The sequence below is a fragment of the Streptomyces flavofungini genome (genome assembly GCF_030388665.1).
GTDB lineage: Bacteria > Actinomycetota > Actinomycetes > Streptomycetales > Streptomycetaceae > Streptomyces > Streptomyces flavofungini_A.
Genome location: NZ_CP128846.1, coordinates 462605 through 483255 on the forward strand (window position 1 = coordinate 462605; position 20651 = coordinate 483255).

Genomic DNA, 20651 nt, shown 5'->3' on the forward strand with positions numbered 1-20651 from the left:
GGTCGGCCTTCTTTCGCGGTTGCTGGTGCGGTGCGCGACGGGCGCCGGAGTGCTGGGGCGGCGCGGGAAGGGGAGCTTCGAGAGGTGAGCGGTGTCCGGAAACCGACGTGGGTGCGGGGAGGCGGTCAGGCTGAGGCGGAGGGGCGGACGCCGCGCACGGCGGCGTCTTCGCGGGGGTTCAGGGCAGGCGTCCTGGTGAGGGCACCGACTGCTCGCAGTGGGCAGGTGTCACCGGCCGACTGCATCCGGCCACACCTGACGCTATGGTGGAGTGGACTCAAACGGACAGCTGTCCGTTACCCCTCGAAATTTAGCGGACACCTGTCCGCTTAGCAAGGCCGTTCCTCGCCCGCCGCGGGACATACGCCCCGACCGACTGGAGGACGACGAGTGCGCGAGAAGCGCGAGACACCCCTGCGTTCGGACGCGCAGCGCAACCGCGAGCGCATCCTGGCCGTCGCGCTCGAGGAGCTGACGCGGTCCGGCGACGCCCCGCTGAGCGCGATCGCCAAGAAGGCCGGCGTCGGACAGGGGACGTTCTACCGCCACTTCCCGAGCCGCGAGGCACTCGTCCTCGAGGTCTACCGGAACGAGGTACGGCAGGTGGCCGACGCGGCGGCGCGGCTCCTGGAGACCCGGCCGCCGGAGTGCGCGCTGCGGGAGTGGATGGACCACCTCGCCCGGTACGCGATGACCAAGGTGGGCCTCGCCGACGCGATGCGGGTGGCGACCACCAGCCACGGGACCCTGGTCAGCGTGGCGCACGGCCCGCTGACGTCGGCCATCACGCTGCTGCTCGACGCCAACGAGGAGGCGGGCACGATCCGTCCGGGCGTGAGCGCCGACGACTTCCTGCTGGCCATCGCCGGGCTGTGGCAGATCGACCCGCACCAGGAGTGGCAGCCGCGCGCCGGACGCCTGCTCGACCTCGTCATGGACGGCCTGCGGGCCGGCGCGCCGGAGGACCGGGCGCCGGCCGCGGAACGCTAGCGCCCTTCCTTGCACACCTGCTGAATCGCCGTCACCAACTGGTCGCGGTGCGGCTGCGCCGCGCGGTCCAGCGCCAGCGCGAACGGCAGCACGGCGCCGTCGGGCCGCGTGATCCGGCGCGGCGGCGCCACCAGACGCATCTCCTCGGCGGCCACGGCCACGACCTCGGCGCCGAGCCCGCAGAAGCGGTTGGAGTCGTCGATGACGACGAGGCGCCCCGTGCGCTGCACGGACGCGGCCAGCCCCTGCCAGTCGAACGGGTACACCGTGCGCGGGTCGAACACCTCCACCGACACCTCGTCGGCCAGCTCCTCGGCCACCTCCACGGCCTGTCCCACGAACTGGCCGACCGCCACCACCGTGACATCCGTCCCCGGCCGCGCCACATGGCCGACCCCGAGGGGCAGGGGCGCGAGCGAGGCGAGGTCGACGCTCTCGAAGGTCATCGACGAGGCGGCCGGGGTGAGCACCACGACCGGGTCGTCGTCCCGGATCGCCGACACCATCAGGCCGTAGGCGTCCGCGGGGCCCGACGGCACCACGGTCTTCAGGCCGACGTGCGCGAAAAGGCTGTACGGCTGGTCGGAGTGCTGGCCGGCCCAGCCGGTCCGGGAGCCGGAGCCGGGCACCAGATAGGTGACCGGCACCTTCACCTGCCCGCCGGTCATGAGCGAGAACTTGTGCGCCTGGTTGGCGATCTGCTCGAAGACCAGGAACATCAGCGACGGAATCTGGAACTCGATGACGGGGCGGCGCCCCGACAGGGCGGCGCCGGTGGCGAAGCTGGTGAACGCCTGCTCCGACAGCGGGGTGTCGACGATCCGCTCCGGGCCGAAGCGCTGCACGAGCCCCTTGGTGACGTTGGCGACGCCCACCCGGACGTCCTCGCCGAACACGCAGACGTCGAGGTCCCGCTCCAGCTCGTCGCCCAGGGCCCGGGTGAGCGCGGTCAGACAGCCGAGCTTAGGCATGGGTGCTCACTCCCGCCCGGGGCCGCAGGCCCGTCGCGTACAGATGGTCGAGCGCGTCGGCCGGATCGGGTTCCGGGCTGTCCCGCGCGAACCGCACCGCCGTGTCGAGGGCGGCCTCCACCTCGTCGTCGACGCGGGCGCGCTCGCCCTCCGGGATCCGGTCGCCCTGGATCCGCACCGGGTCGCGGCGGCGTCCCTCCTTCACCTGCTCGGGGGTGCGGTAGCGCACGAACGACCGGTGCTCCCAGGTGTGGTGGGCGTCGAACCGGTAGGTGCGGCACTCCAGGAGCGCCGGTCCGCCGCCCGCCCTGGCCCGGTCGACGTGCCTCCGCGCGGCGGCCGCCACGGCCTCGGCGTCCATGCCATCGACCGTCTCGGCGGACATCCCGAAGGCGGCGGCCCGCCCCACGATCGTGCCCGCGACCATGTCCTCCACGGTGACCGTCGAGGAGTAGCCGTTGTTCTCGCACACGAACAGGACCGGGAGCCGCCACAGCGACGCCAGGTTGAGGGACTCCAGGACGACGCCCTGGCTGACCGCCCCGTCGCCGAAGAAGCTCACGGCGACCCGGTCGGCGCCCGCGCGCACCGCCGCCCACGCGGCACCCGTCGCGATCGGGGCACCGGCGCCGACGATGCCGTTCGCGCCGAGGATGCCGAGGCCGACGTCGGCGGCGTGCATGGAGCCGCCCCGCCCCTTGTTCAGGCCCGTCGTGCGGCCCATCAGCTCGGCCGTCATGCGATTCAGGTCGGCGCCCTTGGCCAGGACGTGGCCGTGGCCCCGGTGGGTGCTGGTGATGACGTCGTCGGGGCGCAGCGCCGCGCACACCCCGGCGGCCACGGCCTCCTGGCCGGTACAGGGATGGATGCCACCGACGATCTCGCCCGCCTTCACCAGCTCGACGCAGCGCTCCTCGAAGCGGCGGATCAGCCGCATGGCGCGGTAGAGCGCCACCGCGTCCGGGCCGGATCCGCCGGTGTCCGGGCCGGATCCGCTGGTGTCCGGACCGGATCCGCTGGTGTCCGGATCGGGCCCACCGGCTTCCGGACCCGGCCCACCGGTGCGCGGACGCGGCCCACTGGGGTCCGCCCGCCAAGCCGTGTCCGCTGAGGGTTTCGCCATCCTGTCACTCACTTCCCTTCTCCTCCGTTGTCCTCCGTGGTCCGCCGGCTCACCCTCAGGGCGAGCCCGGCGACGGTGGGTGCCTCGAAGACCGCGCGGATCCCGAGGGGCGTGTCCAGCGCGGCACGGACGCGGGACACGAGCTTCACGGCGAGCAGGGAGTGCCCGCCGAGGTCGAAGAAGCTGTCGTCGACGCCGACGTCCGGTACGCCGAGGGCATCCGCGAACAGCGCGCACAGCGCCGATTCGGTCGCGGTACGCGGCCCTCGCCCCGTCGGCCGCCCCGCGCCGTCGTCCGGGGCGGGCAGGGCACGCCGGTCGAGCTTGCCGTTGGGGCTCAGGGGCAGCCGGTCGAGGGGCACGAAGACGGCGGGCACCATGTACTCGGGCAGGGTCCGTGCCAGCAGATCCCGCAACTCGGCTCCGTCCGGGACCCGTTGCCCGGCCGCGTCCGGCACGCAGTACGCGACGAGCCGGCGGTCCCCGGCCCTGTCCTCGCGCACGACGACCGCGGCCTGCGCGATGCCCGCGTGGGCCACCAGGGCGGACTCCACCTCGCCCGGCTCGATCCGGAAGCCGCGGATCTTCACCTGGTGGTCGGCGCGCCCCAGATACTCCAGGTGACCATCGGCGCGGCGCCTGGCCAGGTCGCCGGTGCGGTACATCCGCTCCCCCGGCCCGCCGAACGGGTCGGGCACGAACCGCTCGGCGGTGAGCCCGGGCCGGTGCAGATAGCCGCGGGCCAGCCCGGCCCCGGCGACGTACAACTCGCCGGTGACGCCGGTCGGTACGAGCTGGAGGTGCTGGTCGAGGACGTAGGTGCGGGTGTTGCGGACGGGACGGCCGATGGGCGGCGCCTCCGGGTCGGGCGAGGCGGCGGGTTCGGTGAAGGCCGCGGCGGCCCCGGAGGCAGCGGAGGCAGTCGAGGCAGCGGAGTCGACGGGGCCGGTGGGGCCCGTGAGGGTGGTGGAGTCGGCTGCGTCCTCGTCCGAGAACCACGCGGTGGTGTAGACGGTGGCCTCGGTCGGGCCGTAGACGTTGACGATCCGCGCGCCCGGCACGGCGGCCCGGATCTGAGCCAGGGTGTGCGCGGGCAGGGCCTCGCCGCCGAGGGCGACGACGTCCGCGCCCAGGTCCACGGCGTGGTGGCTCACCAACTCCTCGAGGGCCGAGGGGACGGCGCAGACGAGGGTGCCCCGCCACTGCCCGCCCGCGCGCTCGCCGAGGGACAGCACGTCGGCGACGACCTCGATGACGCCGCCGGAGAGCAGCGGGCCGAAGATCTCGAAGACGGAGACGTCGAAGGTCAGCGGCGTGGCGGCCAGGGCGTGGGCGAGGCGCGCGGTGCCCAGGGCCTCACGGCCCCACAGCACGAGGTCCACGACGTTCGCGTGCGGGACGAGGACTCCCTTGGGGCGGCCTGTGGATCCGGAGGTGTAGAGGACGTAGGCGCCGTTGGCCGGGGTGAGGGGGCTGGTCCGGTCGCTGTCGCGCGGGTTCGTGGCGGGCGCGTCGGCGTCCGTGTCCAGGGGCACGCGCGGCACGTCCGCGGGGAGTGCGCAGTGCGCGTCGTGCGCGGTGACGACGCAGGCGGGTGCGGCGTCCCGGAGCATGAAGGCGATGCGGTCGGCGGGGTGGCGCGGGTCGACGGGCAGATAGGCGGCGCCGGTCTTCAGGACGGCGACGAGGGCGACGACCATCTCGGCGGAGCGGGGCAGGGCCAGGGCCACGACCTGCTCGGGCCCTGTGCCCTCGGCGATGAGCCGGTGCGCGAGGCGGTTGGCGCGCGCGTTCAACTCCGAGTAGCTGAGCCGCACGTCGCCGAAGACGACGGCCGGGGCGTCCGGGGTGCGCGCCACCTGCTCCTCGAAGAGGTCCACCGCCGTGACCGGCGGGATGGGCCGTGCGGTGTCGTTCCACTCCTCCAGGAGGAGCCGCCGCTCCTTGGCGCTCAGGACGTCCAGGTGGCCGATCGGCAGGTGCGGTTCGTCGGCCGCGGCGCTCAGGAGCCGGGCGAGGCGGGTCGCGACGGCGTCCACGCTCCCGGGGTCGAACAGGTCGGTGCTGTACTCGAAGAACCCGGTCAGACCCGCGGGTCGGCCGTCGTCGGTGAAGCGTTCCTCGATGTTGAGGAGCAGGTCGAAGCGGGCCGAGCCCGGGTGCAGGAGGTCGGTGGCGATCTTCAGGCCGGGGACGTCGAGGCTCGGGGCCGGGGCGTTCTGCACCACCAGGGACACCTGGAAGAGGGGGTGCCTGCCGATGGCGCGGGGCGGGTTGAGGTCGTCGACCAGGTACTCGAAGGGCACGTCCTGGTGCTCGTACGCGCTCAGGGACACGTCACGGACCCGGTGCAGCAGGTCGCGGAAGGTGGGGTTGCCGGAGGTGTCGTTGCGGATGACGAGGGTGTTGACGAAGAAGCCCACGGAGCGGTCGAGGCCCTGGTCGGTGCGGCCTGCGATCGGTGAGCCGATGGGGATGTCGGATCCGGCGCCGAGCCGGGTGAGCAGCGCGGCGAGCCCGGCCTGGAGCACCATGAACAGGCTGGTCCCGGTCTCCTGGGCGAGCGCGGAGAGCCGCCGGTGCAGCTCGGCGTCCCAGGCCACGGAGAGGGTCTCGCCGCCGTAGCCGGGCGCGGCGGGGCGCGGGCGGGCGAAGGGCAGGTCCACCTGTTCCGGCAGGTCGGCGAGCTGGCGCCGCCAGTAGGCGAGCTGGTGGGCGAGCGGGCTCGCCGGGTCGTCGGGGTCGCCGAGGAGGTCGCGCTGCCAGAGGCCGTAGTCGGCGTACTGGACGGCCGGAGCGGGGGCCTGGCTGTGGGACGTCGCGGGGTCCGTGGGGGCGGGCGTCGGGCCGGTGCCGCGAGGGGCGCGCCCGCCGCCCTCGTCACGGGGGTGCCCCGCCGCCGACTCAGCGCGGCGCCTCTCGTACGCCGCCGTCAGATCCTCCGTCAGCGGCGCGAACGACCAGCCGTCGCAGGCGATGTGGTGCACCAGGAGCAGCAGCACGTGCTCGGTGGCGCCGACCTGGAAGAGGTGGGTGCGCAGCGGTATCTCGGCTGCCAGGTCGAAGCGGTGGCCGCTCGCGGCGGCGAGGGCGCCGGACAGCTCCGCCTCGGTCGTGCGGGTCACCGGCAGCGGCGGCCGGGCGTCCTTCGCGGGCAGGATGTGCTGGCGGGGCTCCCCGTCGTGCTCGGGGAAGACGGTGCGCAGGGACTCGTGGCGGGCGACGAGGTCGGCGACGGCGGCGCGCAGCGCGGGGATGTCCAGGTCCCCGCTGAACCGCAGGGTCCAGGGGACGTTGTAGGCGCGGCTCATGCCTTCGAGGCGGTGCAGGAACCACAGGCGGCGCTGGGCGAAGGACAGCGGGAGCGGGTCGGGGCGCTCGGCGGCGCGCAGGACGGGGCGGGTGGCCGAGGCACCGGCGGTGCCGTGGCCGCCCGGGGCGCCGAGTGCGTCCAGGTGCGCGGCGAGTCCGGCGACGGTGGGGTGCTCGAAGAGGGTGCGGATCGTGAGCTCCGCGCCGAGCCGGGTCCGTACCCGCGCCGCCAGGCGGGTGGCGAGCAGCGAATGGCCGCCGAGCGCGAAGAAGTCGTCGTCGATGCCGATGCCCTCGACGCCGAGGATCTCCGCGAACAGGGCGCACAGCACCTCTTCGCGCTCGGTGCGCGCGGCCCGCGCCGACTGCGCCTCGACGACCGGTGCGGGCAGCGCGGCGCGGTCCAGCTTGCCGTTGACCGTCAGCGGCAGCCGTTCGAGGAGCACGATGGCCGACGGCAGCATGTAGTCGGGCAGCCGCTCCCGCAGGTGCTCGCGCAGCGCGGCGGTGAGCTGGCCGCCACGGCGTGCGGCCACCGGGCTGGTGGCGTACGCCAGCGGATCGCCGGGGGTGCCGTCGGGCTCGTAGGCCTCCAGGACACCACCGCCCCCCGCCCCCGCCTCCAGGACGCCGCGCTCTTCCGCGAGGCCGCCGCTCTCCGCCACCGGGACGGCACCGCCCCCGCCTTCCTGCCCGCCCGCCTTCCCGCGCCGCACGAACACCGCGTCCACCGCGTCCACCGCGGTCGCCGCCGGGGTGACCGCGACGCGGTAGCCGAGGCGTTCCCCGAGCCGGTACAGCTCCTCGGGGTCGACGCCGTGGGGCTCCTGGGCGAGGAGGCGGTGGGCGTCGGCGACGGCGGCGCCGTTGTCGAAGGCGCGCACCGCCGCGGTCTCCTGGGCGGTGCGGCGGTTGGGGACGCCGACCACGCGCAGCCGCTCGGGGGCGTGCCGCTCCAGGTGGGCGCCGAGCGCGCCGGTGTCCGGCAGGTCGTCGCCGAAGCCGAGCCGGGGCCCGCCGCCGGGTGCCGTCGTCGCGGGCGCCTTGTGCAGGACGACGTCGTAGCGGTACCGGGTCATCTCGTTGTGCCGGGTACCGCGGCGCACCTGGATGTCCACCGCGCCGACCGCGTCCTCCCTGGCGGCGAAGGCGTGGAAGAAGTCGGGGGCGAGCAGCAGTTCCTCCTCGCGCACCAGGGCCCGCTCGACGGCGTGCCGCACGGTGGCGCGCTCGGCGTCGGGGGCGGCCCTGCGCAGGTGCGCGGCGGTGCCGAAGGTACGCAGAGCCCGCAGGTCACGGACATCGCCGACGAAGACGGCGCCGCCGGGCGCGGTGCGCGCCAAGGCCTTGGCGAGGACGTCGAGGAGGTAGCCCGCACTGGGGAAGTACTGGAGCACGGAGTTGATGACGACGGCGTCGAAGTGGCCCTCCGGCAGGCCGCTGACGTCGTGCGCGGCCTGATGCCGCAGCCGTACCCGAGCGGCGAGGCCGGGGCGGGCGGCGAGCTCGCGGGTCAGCTCCTCGACGGCGCGCGCCGAGACGTCCGTGCCGACGTAACCGGCGCACTCGGGGGCGAGCCGGGACAGCAGCAGGCCGGTGCCGACGCCGATCTCCAGGACGCGGCGGGGGCGCAGTTCACGGATGCGGCGGACAGTGGTGTCGCGCCACTCGCGCATGTGGTCCGGCGCGATGGGCCGCCGGTCGGTGTAGCTGTCGAACCAGCTGGCGAAGTTCTCGCCGAAGCCGGGGCGCGCGGCCTCGGCGCCCGCCCCGACGCCTGCTCCGTCGGCCGACCCGCCGCCCGCTCCGGCCCGTGAACCGCCGCACGCTCCGGCCCCTGGCCCGACACCCGTTCCAGCGCCGGTCCCCGCGTACTGGGCGTCGAACACCTTCTCCCAGTCGCCCACTTGGCGGGCCGCGGTGCCGTCGCCGCCCGGCCCGTCGGGCTCCTGGCGGAACTCCGGCACGACGTACGCGACCAGGCGCCGGTCGCCCGGACGGTCCTCGCGGGCGACGACGGCGGCCTGCCGGGCGGCGGGGTGCGCGCCGAGCGCGGCCTCGATCTCGCCGGGCTCGATCCGGAAGCCCCTGATCTTGATCTGCTGGTCGGCGCGGCCGACGAACTCCAGGTTGCCGTCCGCGTCGCGCCGCACCACGTCCCCGCTGCGGTACATGCGGCCGCCGGGCGGGCCGAACGGGTCGGCGAGGAAGCGCCCCGCCGTCAGTCCCGGGCGACCCAGATAGCCGCGGGTGACGCCGGGCCCCGCGACGTACAACTCCCCCGCCACGCCCGGCGCGCACGGCCGCAGCGCCTCGTCCAGGACGTACAGGGACAGGTCGCGGATGCCGGCGCCGACGCGGCTCGGGGCGTGCGGCGTCGCGTCCTCGACGGTGAGCCGGGCCAGGGTGGTGTGGACGGTCGTCTCGGTGATGCCGTACATGTTCACGAGCACGGGGGCGTCGTCGCGGTGGCGGGCGTACCAGGGCGCCAGCTTGCCGAAGTCGAGGGCCTCGCCCGCGAACACGACCAGGCGCAGGGCGAGTTCACCGCCGTGCGCGGCGCCGTCGCGGTCGGCCTCCATCAGCGGGTGGAACGCGGACGGAGTCTGGCTGAGGACGGTGACCCGCTCGGTGGCGAGGAGCGCGCGGAAGCGCTCGGGGGCCCGGCTCGTCTCGTAGGGCACGACCACGAGGCGGCCGCCGTGCAGCAGGGCGCCCCAGATCTCCCACACGGACACGTCGAAGGCGTAGGAGTGGAACAGGCTCCACACGTCGTGCTCGTCGAACCGGAACTCGGCGGCCGTCTCGGTGAACAGGCGCACGACGTTGTCGTGCGAGACGACCACGCCCTTGGGGCGTCCGGTGGACCCGGAGGTGTAGATGACGTACGCGGTGGTCGCGGGCGTGACGGGGCCGAGACGGTCGGTGTCGTCGGGGTCGGTATCGGGTCGTACGGCGAGTTCCTCGACGGTGCCGGGGGCCGAGAGCACGAGGCGGGGGACCTCGGCGCGGACGTCCATCGGGTCCTGGCTGAGCAGCAGCACGGGGCGGGCGTCGGCCAGGGTCCTCTCGACGCGGTCCGGCGGGTGGTCCAGGTCCAGGGGGAGATACCCGGCGCCGGACTTCAGGACGGCGAGGATCGCGACGACGGCGTCCACGGAGCGCGGCAGGGCGAGCGCGACGAGGCGTTCCGGTCCGGCGCCGCGGGCGAGCAGGGCGTGCGCGAGCCGGTTGGCGCGGGCGTTGAGCGTGGCGTAGTCGAGGTGTTCGCCGCCCAGGGTGAGGGCGACGCGGTCGGGGTGGCGGGCCACCCGCGCCTCGAACAGGTTTGTGAGGACGGGGGCGCCCGGGGGTGGTCCTGGCCGCGTCCCGCGGTGGCCGGTGAGCGCGCGGTCCGCCTCGGCGAGGGCGCGGTCCGATCCGGTGAGGGCACGGTCCGCGCCGGTGTGTGCACTGTCCGATCCGGTGATAGCCATTGCCAAGCCCCTTGGTCGCTCGCCGAAGCTGTCGCGTGGTGCCGTTCGTGACCGTGGTCGTGCCGTGTGAGTGCCGCGCGCGTGCTGAGCGGGCTTCACGCAAAGGCCCGTCGGATGCCGAGCGGAGGCCCGGGCGGGTCCGAGCACGGGCCCGGGCGGGTGCCGAGCACAGGCCCGGACGGGTCCCGAGCGCGGGCCCGGGCGGGTGCCGAGCGCGGGGTACGCGGGTGCCGCGCGTCCCGCCCGCGCGCCGGTGCGCCTCGCCCCGCATCCCGCTCGCCCGCGCCTGCCGTGGGGCCCGCACACCGTCGGCCCGCCCCTGCCGTCAGGCCCCGGTCCGCTCGTCCGCCGACTCCCCCGGCGCCTCAGCCCGCCGGTCGGCTGCCCGGCGGCAGGACGCGCAGCAGGTTCTCGCGCAGCAGCAGGTTCCGGTCCGTCCTCGACACCCCGGCGAACACCGTCGGGCCGTCGACGATCTCGCTGATCAGTCCCTTCAGACCGCCGTTCAGACGGCCGAGCGGCCAGTCCGTACCGAAGATGATCTTGTGGTTGACGCCGAGGCGGAACAGCTGGTTCAGGTGCCCGGGCCAGTGCGGCAGGCTCGGGCCGCTCGCGAACCCGCCGGTGTCCACGTACACGTTGGGCCGGTACGCCGCGAGGTACGCGCAGATGTCCACGTGGGTGAGGCCGCCGTGGCCGAGGACGAAGGGGACGGTCGGGAAGTCCCGGGCCGCCCGGTCGACGCGCATGGGGTGCGCCGGTCCGTAGTCGAGACTGCGGGCGGTGGGCCCGGTGTGCACGAACACCGGCAGGGCCCGGGCCGCGCAGATCTCGTAGTACGGGTACAGACCCGGGTCCGACGGCGAGTAGCCGCACGGCGGGTACAGCTTGACCCCGTCCAGGCCGTGGGCCTCGACCATGGCTTCGAAGGCGGTCACGCCCGCGGGCCCGCGCCGGGGGTCCACGCCGATGTAGACCCAGAAGCGGCCGGGGTGGCGCAGCCGGATCTCGTGGTGCAGCCGCGCCGCCTCCGCGGGCTCGGCCGTGCCCGCCATCCGCAGGCCGAAGTCCGGCACGAGCAGCACGGCGCGCTCGATCCCGGCCGCGTCCATCTCGGTGACGAGCCCGTCCGCGAGGTGGTCCTCGTGCTGCGCGGAGAGCCCGTCGGCGACGCGCCCCGGTTTCGGGGCGACGCCCATCGAGCCCAGCCTGCGCTGGACGTTGCTCGCCACGTCCTCGACGAAGGCCCGCGGGATGAAGCGGCTCGACGCCACGTGGCAGTGGCCGTCGAAGATCCCCGTCATCCGACGCAGTGCTTGATCAGGCCCTGGATGCTGACGCCCTTCATGGGGTCGTAGGTGGCGAAGTCGAACTCGGCGTCCGCCTGTTCCTCCAGGTACGAGATGAGGCCGACGATGGCCATGGAGTCGAGCAGACCGGTGTGGCTGAGGTTGGTCCTGGCGCCGATGGCCATGTCGGACTCTCCCTCGATCCACCGCTCCACCCACTCGACCAGCAGCTTCTCCAGCTCCGCCGTGTCCGCGCTCATGTCCGGCCTCCCCGCTCCGTTTCGGTGTTCGTCCTGGTGGTGTCCTGAAGGGCGTTCTGGGTGTCGGTGCGTGCGGGCCCGACAAGTCGCAGGCTGTTCCCGCCCATGATCATTCTCCGGTCGGCCTCCTTGATCCCTGCCACCGCCGGCTGCCCCTTGGCGAAGGCGGCGACGAGGCCCGGCAGCGACTCGGAGAGCCGGTACGACGGCCAGCAGGTGCCGAAGAGGATCTTGTGGCTGATGCCGAGCCGGAACAGCCGGTTCACGTGGGCCTGCCAGCCGTCCGCCGCGAGCACGGAGTGGAACTGGCTGATGTCCAGGTGGACGTTGGGCCGGTGGGCGCAGAGATAGGTCGCCTCGTCGACATGGGTGACCCCGCCGTGCCCCAGGATGAAGTTCACCCCGGGGAAGTCCCTGGCGGCCTCGTCGAGCAGCAGCGGCATGCCGTACTCGAAGTCGAGCTGGCCCCAGCCGGGCCCGGTGTGGCTGAGCACGGGCAGACCGCGCGCCTCGCACAGCTCGAAGTACGGGTACAGCCTGCGGTCGCTCGGCGAGTAGCCGCACAGCGGGTACAGCTTGAGCCCGGCGAAGCCGTAGTCGCCGACGCACCGCTCGAACAGGTCGAGGCCGTCCTTGCCGCCGCGCGGGTCGACGCCCCAGAAGACCCGGAAGCGGCCCGGGTGGCGGCGGTTGACCTTGTCCAGATGGCCGGCGAGCTCGGCCGGGGTGAGGGCGCACCGGGCCACGTGCGAGTAGTCGGGCACCACGAGGAACGCCTCGTCGACCCCGGCCTCGTCCAGCTCGGCGACGAGCCGGTCCGCGTCGTCGTCCTGGTGCACCGAGAGCACCCGGTCCAGCATCCGCTCGGGCCGCACGCTGTGGCCGTACGCGGTCAGGCGGTGGTGCGCGTTCGCCGCCTGGTACTCCAGGAACGCCCGCGGGATGGCCAGTTGGCTGCCGAGCTGGACCTGCGCGTCGACGATCCGGTGCCCGGCCGGGCCCGTGCCCGGCCCGGGGGTGTCCGCCGCCGGTGCCGCCATCAGGCCCCCGCTCCGGCGCCGCCCGCGAGGCGCTCCGCGAAGTGCTCGGCGGCCCGCGCCCGGCTCAGCTTCATGTTGGCCGTCATGAACGTGGGATCGGCCCGCAGCGGTGTGTCCGTGAAGACCAGGGACATCACCCGCTCATGGGCTTCCAGGCCCGCGTTGACCTCCTCGATCCGCTTCTCGATGTGCGCGCGCAGCGCGGTGTCGGCGGGGTCGGCCGGGGTGACGAGGGCGCCGAGCCGCTGGGACTGCGGCGTCGGTACGACGACGATCTCGGCGACGCCTTCGACGTCCGCGAAGGCCGCCTCGATCTCGGCGGGGTGCACCTTGCGCCCGCTGCCGAGCGCGATGACGTCCTTCTTGCGTCCGATCAGGGTGAGGAACCCGTCCTCGTCCAGGCGGCCGTAGTCGCCGGTGAGGATGGAGCCGTCGGGCCGGAAGATGCCCTCGGCGGACGGGTCGCCGTCGGTGTCGAAGTAGCCGCGGCCGAGCGGCGCGTCCCGGGTGATGATGACCTCGCCGTCGTCGAGGAACGTCACGGACTCCGGGTCCATCAACTGGCCGACGGTGCCGACGCGGTGGCGGTCGGGGGTGTTCCAGGCGACCATGCCGGTCTCGGTCAGGCCGTAGGCCTCCAGGAGGGGGACGTCACGGCTCCAGAACCCGTCCAGGGTCTCGCGCCGGATCGGCGCCATACCGGTGATCATGAAGCGGATGCGGCCGCCCAGGAAGTCGCCGAGCGAGACGTCGCCGCCGGACTTCGCATGCAGCTGGAGCACGGTGTCGTAGAAGACCGGTGGCCCGATCAGGAAGGTCGGGCTCTCCTTGCGGACGGCCTGGAAGACGCGTTGGTAGGGCGCGAGGACGAGGTCGGCGCCCAGCCACAGGCAGAGGTAGACCGACAGTCGCTGCTGGTTGTTGGCCAGCGGCAGGAAGATCAGGTGCCGGTCGCGCTCGGTCATGCCGAAGGCGTCGATGAAGCGGTTGATGACGTACTCGGTGCCCTTGGCGCTGATCTCCACGCCCTTGAGCCGCCCTGAGGTGCCCGAGGAGTAGACCAGGCTGTGCACGTCGTCGACGTCGATGACCACGGCGTCGGGGGCCACCGAACCCGGGGCGGGGGCGCCGCCGGGGCGGACGACGGCGGGTGTGTCGGCGGGCACGGGCTCGTCCGCGATGAGCAGGGCGAGGCGGTGCCGGGCGATGAACGCGCGCGGGTCGTCGATCTCGGTGGTGTCGCCGAACGCCTTGAGCCGGGCGCCGGTGGCGAGGGCGGCCAGGTCCCAGGCGAGCCAGTCGAGGCTGTTGCCGGCGCGGATGCCGATCACATGGCCGTGGCGCACGCCTGCCGCCGTGAGCTGGTCGGCCCGGGTGCGGGCGAGCGCGGTCAGCTCGCTCTGGGTCAGCTCGCGCCGCTTGCCGGAGATGTCGATGTCGATGACGCGGGCGGTGGTGTGGTGGGTGGAGCGGTCCAAGAGGCCCGCGAGGTTCATGCTCACGTGTCGGCCGACTTCCTTCCTGGGGTGTCCGGTCGCGCCGCGCCGGGTGCGTGCGCCTGGGTGTCGAGTTCCGCTGCCAGGGCGGTGATCAGCTCGTCGAGGCGGGTGCCCGCGAGGAAGCCGATGCGGCCGCCGAGCATGTCCTCGTACGCTCCGCTGTCGGTGTCCCAGGCGACGTGGACGTCGACGCGGCTGCCGCCGTCGTCGTCCGTGACGGTCGCCCGGCGTTCGAGGGTGCGCCACAGCCAGTCCGGCTCGGCGCTCAACAGCACGCCGTCCGCGGGGAACCGACAGCGGTCCGTCCAGACCACGGCGTCGCCCCCGAGCCGCCCGGCGAACTCCGCCACCGGGCCCTCGCCCGCGCGCTGTCCGGTGTCGGCGGCGAACGGGTCGAGCAGGCGGGGGCGGGCCCGCAGCAGGGCGAGGACGCGCTCGGGCGGGTGCGGCAGCCGTACGGTCCGTGTCACCGGGGACAGCTCGGCCGCCCGGGGACCGTCGCCCGCGGTGGCGCCGCGGTGGGTGTCGGCCTCCGCCAGGATCCCTTCGAGCACGGACAGTCCGTGGTCGAGGTCGTCCTCGGAGATCACCATCGGCGGCTGCACCCGCAGGACGTTCGGGTGGTAGAGGGAGTACGTGGACGTCACGCCCTCTTCGAGGAGCCGGCCGAGGACGAGCCCCGCCGTCGCGCCGTCGGTGAACTCCAGGCCGTGCATCATGCCGAGGCCGCGGTGTCCGGCGACGATGCCGCCATGGCGCTCGGCCGCGGCGCTGAGGCGTTCGTCGATGGTGCGGGCCCGCTCCTTGACACCGGTGAGGAACGCCTCGTCGGAGGCGATGGCGATGGACTCCAGGCCGACGCGGCACGACAGCGGGTTGCCGCCCAGGCTGGAGCCGAAGGTGGAGGGCAGCACCCGCAGGACCTCCCACACCTCCTTGGTGCCGAGGACGGCCGACAGGGGCAGCACGCCGCCGCCGAAGGCCTTGCCCACGCACACCAGATCCGGGGCGACGCCGAACTGCTCGTACGCGAAGAAGGTGCCGCAGCGGCCGAACGCCGTCTGCATCTCGTCCAGGACGAGCAGCGCACCGGCCTCCGTGCAGAGCCTGCGCACCTCCTGGAGGTAGCCGGGCGGCGGCACGATCACTCCGGCCTCCGCCTGGACGGGTTCCAGGAGCACGGCGGCGACGGTGTCGTCGAGTGCGGCGGCGAGATCGTCCAGGTCGCCGAAGCCGACCTGCCGGAAGTGCGGCATGAACGGGCCGAGCAGCTCCCGGTGCTCGGGGCGGTCGGAGGCGCTGAGGGTGGCGAAGGTCTTGCCGTGGAAGCAGCCGCGGGCGCTGATGACGCCGGGGCGGCCGGTCGCGGCGCGGGCCAGCTTGAGGGCGTTGTCGATGGTCTCGCCGCCGCCGTTGGCCAGGTACGAGTAGGGCAGCAGCTGTCCGGTGGCCTCCGCGAGGCGTTGGGAGAGCCGGATCTGCACCTCCTCGAACATGATCTTCGTGCTGTTCAGGATGCCGGTGTCGAGCTGGTCGCGGACGGCAGCGACGATGCGCGGGTGGGAGTAGCCGAAGGACTGGTTCCCGTACTGGTCGAAGAGGGCGAGGTGGGGCGTTCCCTCGTCGTCGAGAACGCGGCTTCCCGTCCCCTTTCCCTGGACCCCGCAGCCCATGACGAACGCCATCTTCGCGTAGGCCGGGTGGTTGTGGGCCGCTTTGGTCTCAGCCAGCCGCTGGCGCCGTGTCCGCATCCGTCACCTCCTTGCGCGCGTAGGTGTCGTAGTCGCCGAAGAAGTACTGGAGCAGCCGGCTCTTGCGGCCTTCGGGCGTGCGGGCCCTGCTGACCGCCTCGGTGACGTCGAGGGCGGCGACGAGGCTGAGCGGAGCGCCTTTGAACCGGGTGTCCTCATAGGGCTCATGCAGGGCGAAGAAGCCGATTTCCTTGTAGAAGCCCCGCAGCCCTTCGGAGTCGTCCACGAAGAAGTCGCCGAGGATGTGCGTCATGTCGTGTTTCCTGGCGCTGTGGATCACGGCTTCGCGCATCAGCGCCATGCCGATCTCGCGGTGGCGCATCGACGGCAGCGTCATCAAGTGCCCGAATTCCACGAGCCTGTTGCCGACGCGCAGCGCCGAGATGTCGACGGTGTCGTCGCACGGAAGTCCGGCCGCCGAGTCCGGCACGACCTTGACGGTGCCCGCTGCCCGGCCGCCGACGTATCCGAGGATGTATTCGGCGTGGGCGTCGAACCGGTCGAAGGTCGCGGCGGTGTCGGCCGCGTCGGCGAGGCGGCCCTGGTCCGCGACGTAGACGGCGTCACGGAGCCGCAGCACGTCGGCCACGTCGGCCTCGGTGCGCGCCAGTTTGAAGGTCACGTCCACCTGAATCTCCTCTCACCCGCGTTGCGGCGGGTCACCCGGTGGCTCATTTACGGAGCAGCTTTCCGAAGTACTCGATGTAGCCGCGGTTGAAGTAGCGAATGCGGTCCTTCACCTCGCCGTGCAGATCCGGCAGCCGCTCCAGCGGGAGATTCGGCATCAGATGGTGCTCGACGTGGTAGTTGTTGCCATTCGTGAACCACGTCAGGATGCGATTGGAGCGAATCGTCCTGGTGTTGGCGAAGGGGTCGCGGTCCAGGACCTCGCAGCCGAAATGCTCGGGCAGTTCGATGAAGGCGTGCACGGGCCCTGCCACGAGTACCAGCGGGATCAGCCATACCCACAGGACAATCGCCGAACCCAGTGCCAGGGAAAGGCCGGAGAAGGCCAGGATCGCGCCGATTGCGAGGAAGTGGTCCCGGCGTATCCGACGCGATACGCGAACGCTCTCGCCCTTGAATTCCCGGCCGAGCAGCGACCGCCCGAGGTTCACCACGAAGAGTGCGTAGTGATGGACCATGGTGAAGCGCACAGTCCAGTCGAGGAAGGTGCCGAACCTCGCGCGTTCTTTTGAGCCGTACTGGTCTCCGTAGTCGAAGAACTCACGGTTCTCCGGTGTGCCGAGATCGCGGTGGTGCCGCATGTGCGCGGCCTTGTACGCGGCGAAGGAAATCAGCATCGGAAGTCCGAGGACGATGCCGGTGACCGTGTTCGCCCTGCGGCTGCGGTACGCGAGATTGTGCAGCGTCTCGTGCTGGAGTTCCGCGGCGTGCGCGAGCATGCAGCCGATGAGGACGACGCCGACGACGCGGCACCAGAGGACCGGTTGCAGCACCACCACCACGCCGAGCACGGTGAGGGCCACACAGAGGGCGAATTTGAGGGAGAACACCCAACCCCTGGGCTCGGTGCGCAGGTGTTTCAGTGACGCTCTGAGTTCGGTGGCCTCCTGTGGATTCCGCATGGCCGGGTCGACGGCGTCACCCGCTGTCAGATCCATCGTTGTTCCCTCGATTTCCCAGTAGCTTTCCCGGTGGCTGTGCGTCACCGCGCGCGGTTCACGGCATGACGGCGCGACTGACCGTCGTACGGCGACCGGACGGGGCCAGTTCGATATCGGGGCGTGAATGTGCGCTGCCCGCAGATGTCCGCCCGTGCGACCGGGCGCAGTACGGCGCGGCATCGCGGCGGCATCAGGACGGACCGTGTGCCGCTCCGTGGATACCGCTGGGGGTGCCGCTCGCTTTCAGGGTGGGGCGGTCAGCCGGTTGCCTCGGGCAGCGGTGCGGTGTTCAGGTCGCGCACGGGGGTGTGCGGGTCGGCCTTCTCGATCGCGTCGAGCAGGGCCAGGATTCCGTCGAAGTGCGCGTCCGTTTCCCGCGGGGTGAAGAGTTCGGGGTGCACGTCGAGAATGACTTCTGTCGTTCCGTCGGCCGTGGTCTGGAAGAAGTACACGGTCATGTCGACGGTGAGGGGAATCGACATCGTGCGCATCGACGCGGTGGCTCCGGCGAAATCCAGCTTGTAGTCGAATTTCATCACGTTCACCATCGGTCCCCACAGCCGTGCCCCGTCGCCCCGTTCGGCGACTTCCCTGGAGATCTCGGCGGTGGGGTAGCGGGAGTGCAGCAGGACCTGGCGCACTTCCCGCGACACGTGCCGTGCGAACTCGCCGACGGGCAGGGCCGTGTCGACGTCGATGCGCAGCGGCAGGATGTTCATCGTCATGCCGGGGACGTTGCGCACCTGGGGGCTCAGGCGGCCGCCGGTGGGCAGTCCGAGCTGGAGTTCACCGGCGCCGGTGCGAAGGCCCGCGTAGGCGGCGATGGTGCTGACGGCGAGGTCCGACCAGGTCACGCCGAGCCTGTCGGCCGCGGCTTCGAGGCGGCCGACTCGGTCCGGGGCGAGTTCGTTGGTGCGGCGGCGGCCGATGGCGAGGCCGGCGCTGCGGCCGGAGAGGCTGACCGGTGCGGGGCGGTCGGCCATCTTGTCCAGCCAGTGGGCGCGGTCGCGCGTGAAGCTCTTCCCCGCTCGGTAGGCGGACTCGGTGTCCGTGAGGCGGGTGAACGAAGGGAACGCTCCGTCGCCCGCGGGGAGTCGGCGCGCGAGGGCGGTGTACACGGCGGCCGTGCGGTTGAAGATGAGCGCGAGGCTGTATCCGTCGACCACCGCGTGGTGCACGCGCCGGTACAGGACGAAGTGGTCCTCGGCGACTTTCAGGAGTGCCGCGCGGCACAACATCTGTGGGTCGACGGGCCCTTGTGCGTCCTTTTCCATCCATGTCCTGGCCGCTGCCCCGGGGTCGGACCCGGTGCTCACGTCGATGAAGTCGAGCGGGGCGGGGTCGGCTCTCAGGAATTGCCGGTATCCGCCGCCCTCTTCAGCCGAGGGGACAATGACGAGGCGCAATGCCTCGGCCTCGCGTTCCACCTGTTCATGTGCCAGCACCATCAGTTCCGGGGCGATGCGCCCGCGAATGTCGAGATAGTCGCAAATACAGTAGACAGGGTTGGCGAGATCTTCCGCTTGAGCCATCCATGTGCGCAACTGCGTAGCAAGCAGTGGTAGTTCTGTTCTCTCCCGATTAAGCAACGTTCACCCTCCTCAAGAGGACACTTGCTTAAATCGACGCCACATCGCACAGACGTCACGGACACCACGTATCGGTCGCGCGTACTCATTGGTGGGGAACAGTTTCGAAGCCCGGGAAGCGGTGGGGGGATTGGTGGGGGCCCAGGACAACGAACGGTAGCCTACCCGTCACTTGATCGAACGTCCATACCCAATCGGAGGCATGTGCCAATGTCACTGAATGCAATGGCCACTGGGTGTGTTACCGAAGCCTCAATCACGCAAAGCGACGACTATTGGACTCGGCCAATTCGATGCATACCAGCCACACCTTGACGACCAGGGTTTACGCTGGCCTGCGGCAGCCTTCACGATCACCGGGGCGACCGCGGAAACTCCCTTTGCCCACTGCCCGTTGAAGCAAGAACCAGCAGTTCCGAACTCGTGTGCACGCACCGTGAACGTGGAGGATGGATGGCGACGGACCGAACAGCTACCCCACCCGGCGCCGGCTGGGCGGGGAACCGACGCGGCGTGGCCGTGGTGGCCGCGCTCATGCTGGGCGCGTTCGCCTTCAACACCACCGAGAACCTGCCGATCGGCGTCCTGAAGCTGATGTCGGACGACATGGACGTCTCCCTGGCCGCCGTCGGACTCCTGGTGTCGGGATACGGCCTGACCGTCGCCGTCGTTTCGGTGCCGATCGCCCAGCTCACCCGGTCCGTGCCGCGGCGTCTGGTGCTGTGCCTGCTGCTCGCCGCGCTCTTCCTCGCGAGCGTGGTGGCGGCGGTGGTCTCCTCGTACTGGGTGCTGCTCGCCTGCCGGTTGGTGACGGCGGTGGCGCAGGCGCTGTTCTGGGCGGTGATGGGGCCGGTCGCGGTCGGGCTGTTCCCGCCGCACGTGCGCGGCCGGGTCATCGGCGCGCTGTCCGTGGGCGGTTCGGCGGCTCTCGTCCTCGGGGTGCCCGGCGGCACCTGGCTCGGTCAGCACAGCAGTTGGCAGGTGCCGTTCCTCGTGGTCGGCGCGCTCGCCATCCCTCCGCTCCTCCTCATCGCGACGGCGCTGCCGTCCTCGCCCCCGGAGGAGAGTCACGCGGTGCGCGGCGTCGCCCCCGACACCCGCCGCTTCGCCGTCGTCCTGACCGTGACCGGCCTGACGGTGACGGGCGTCTTCGCGGGCTACACGTACATCTCCAAGTTCCTCGTGGACGAGAGCGGGTTCACCGAGTCCACGGTCAGCACCCTGCTGCTCGTCCTCGGCGTCACCGGCATCGTGTCCGTCGCGGTCTACGGCCGACTCCTCGACCGCTTCCCGCGCGCCACGCTCACCCTCCCCGTGAGCACGCAGGCCGCGGGGCTGCTCGGCCTGTACGTGGCGGGCGACTCGAAGCCCGTCGCCGTACTCATGATGGTGCTCCTGGGCGCCTCGCTCGGCCCGGTCTTCATGGCCACCCAGAGCCAGGTCATGCACTTCGCGCCCGGCCGCACGGAGACCGCCGTCGCGGCGAACGGCGCCGCGTTCAACACCGGGGTGGCCGCGGGCGCCCTGGCCGGCGGTCTGCTCCTGCCGGTCATCGGCGTACGCGGCACGTTCCTGGTGGGCGGCCTGATGACGGTGGCGGCCCTGGCCCTGCTCCTGGAGGAACAGTTCCTGTCCGTGGGCCGGACGAAGGCGTGGTCGCACGTGCCGCAGCCGGCCCCGGCGGACAAGGACGTCTACTCCGAACACTGAGACGTCCGCTCCG

Annotated in this window: 12 protein-coding genes and 1 pseudogene; 2 read left to right on the top strand and 11 right to left on the bottom strand. The window is 72.3% G+C overall.

Translation table 11 applies throughout. The features are described 5' to 3' along the window. The first annotated feature begins 390 nt into the window (after positions 1–390). Complete coding sequence (locus QUY26_RS02030) at positions 391–990, top strand: TetR/AcrR family transcriptional regulator (RefSeq protein ID WP_289943365.1); 600 nt, start codon at positions 391–393, stop codon at positions 988–990. Here the strand turns inward: QUY26_RS02030 and QUY26_RS02035 are convergent. The 11 genes and pseudogenes from QUY26_RS02035 to QUY26_RS02085 form a co-directional block, all read right to left on the bottom strand. Beyond that, positions 987–1961, bottom strand: coding sequence for an alpha-ketoacid dehydrogenase subunit beta (locus QUY26_RS02035; RefSeq protein WP_289943366.1), 975 nt, complete (start codon positions 1959–1961; stop codon positions 987–989). The genes QUY26_RS02030 and QUY26_RS02035 overlap by 4 nt on opposite strands. Then, the gene (locus tag QUY26_RS02040; protein WP_289943367.1) at positions 1954–3096 is read right to left on the bottom strand and encodes a thiamine pyrophosphate-dependent dehydrogenase E1 component subunit alpha; all 1143 of its coding nucleotides are present in this window, start codon (positions 3094–3096) and stop codon (positions 1954–1956) included. Before QUY26_RS02040 ends, QUY26_RS02035 begins: the two co-directional genes overlap by 8 nt. Beyond that, positions 3093–9722: pseudogene (locus tag QUY26_RS02045) on the bottom strand (amino acid adenylation domain-containing protein); the annotation flags it as partial. The gene QUY26_RS02040 and the pseudogene QUY26_RS02045, both read right to left, overlap by 4 nt. A gap of 515 nt (positions 9723–10237) precedes the next feature. After that, entirely contained in the window at positions 10238–11176 is a 939-nt protein-coding gene (locus QUY26_RS02050) for an amidohydrolase family protein (RefSeq protein WP_289943369.1), read from the bottom strand. Beyond that, positions 11173–11421, bottom strand: coding sequence for a hypothetical protein (locus QUY26_RS02055; RefSeq protein ID WP_289943370.1), 249 nt, complete (start codon positions 11419–11421; stop codon positions 11173–11175). The genes QUY26_RS02050 and QUY26_RS02055 overlap by 4 nt, the downstream gene beginning before the upstream one ends. Next, positions 11418–12461, bottom strand: coding sequence for an amidohydrolase family protein (locus QUY26_RS02060; protein ID WP_289943371.1), 1044 nt, complete (start codon positions 12459–12461; stop codon positions 11418–11420). Before QUY26_RS02060 ends, QUY26_RS02055 begins: the two co-directional genes overlap by 4 nt. Further along, positions 12461–13957 (bottom strand): AMP-binding protein, encoded by a 1497-nt coding sequence (locus tag QUY26_RS02065; protein WP_289955403.1) that lies wholly within the window; start codon positions 13955–13957, stop codon positions 12461–12463. Before QUY26_RS02065 ends, QUY26_RS02060 begins: the two co-directional genes overlap by 1 nt. A 2-nt stretch (positions 13958–13959) precedes the next feature. Beyond that, the gene (locus QUY26_RS02070) at positions 13960–15711 is read right to left on the bottom strand and encodes an aspartate aminotransferase family protein (RefSeq protein ID WP_289943372.1); all 1752 of its coding nucleotides are present in this window, start codon (positions 15709–15711) and stop codon (positions 13960–13962) included. Then, the gene (locus QUY26_RS02075; protein ID WP_289943373.1) at positions 15683–16339 is read right to left on the bottom strand and encodes a GNAT family N-acetyltransferase; all 657 of its coding nucleotides are present in this window, start codon (positions 16337–16339) and stop codon (positions 15683–15685) included. The genes QUY26_RS02070 and QUY26_RS02075 overlap by 29 nt, the downstream gene beginning before the upstream one ends. Positions 16340–16382: 43 nt before the next feature. Further along, a complete protein-coding gene (locus QUY26_RS02080; RefSeq protein ID WP_289943374.1) occupies positions 16383–17336 on the bottom strand; it encodes a fatty acid desaturase family protein in 954 nt (317 codons plus the stop codon). A 260-nt stretch (positions 17337–17596) separates the two neighbouring features. After that, a complete protein-coding gene (locus QUY26_RS02085; RefSeq protein WP_289943375.1) occupies positions 17597–18928 on the bottom strand; it encodes a condensation domain-containing protein in 1332 nt (443 codons plus the stop codon). Between the two features lie 453 nt (positions 18929–19381). Here QUY26_RS02085 and QUY26_RS02090 point away from each other — a divergent pair, with 453 nt between their 5' ends. Then, complete coding sequence (locus tag QUY26_RS02090; protein ID WP_289943376.1) at positions 19382–20638, top strand: MFS transporter; 1257 nt, start codon at positions 19382–19384, stop codon at positions 20636–20638. The last annotated feature ends 13 nt before the right edge of the window (positions 20639–20651 follow it).

Coding starts and splice junctions, on each gene's coding strand:
- QUY26_RS02035 (WP_289943366.1), bottom strand. CDS start 1,961: ATGCCTAAGCTCGGCTGTCTGACCGCGCTCACCCGGGCCCTGGGCGAC.
- QUY26_RS02050 (WP_289943369.1), bottom strand. CDS start 11,176: ATGACGGGGATCTTCGACGGCCACTGCCACGTGGCGTCGAGCCGCTTC.
- QUY26_RS02055 (WP_289943370.1), bottom strand. CDS start 11,421: ATGAGCGCGGACACGGCGGAGCTGGAGAAGCTGCTGGTCGAGTGGGTG.
- QUY26_RS02060 (WP_289943371.1), bottom strand. CDS start 12,461: ATGGCGGCACCGGCGGCGGACACCCCCGGGCCGGGCACGGGCCCGGCC.
- QUY26_RS02065 (WP_289955403.1), bottom strand. CDS start 13,957: ATGAACCTCGCGGGCCTCTTGGACCGCTCCACCCACCACACCACCGCC.
- QUY26_RS02070 (WP_289943372.1), bottom strand. CDS start 15,711: ATGCGGACACGGCGCCAGCGGCTGGCTGAGACCAAAGCGGCCCACAAC.
- QUY26_RS02080 (WP_289943374.1), bottom strand. CDS start 17,336: ATGGATCTGACAGCGGGTGACGCCGTCGACCCGGCCATGCGGAATCCA.
- QUY26_RS02090 (WP_289943376.1), top strand. CDS start 19,382: ATGGCGACGGACCGAACAGCTACCCCACCCGGCGCCGGCTGGGCGGGG.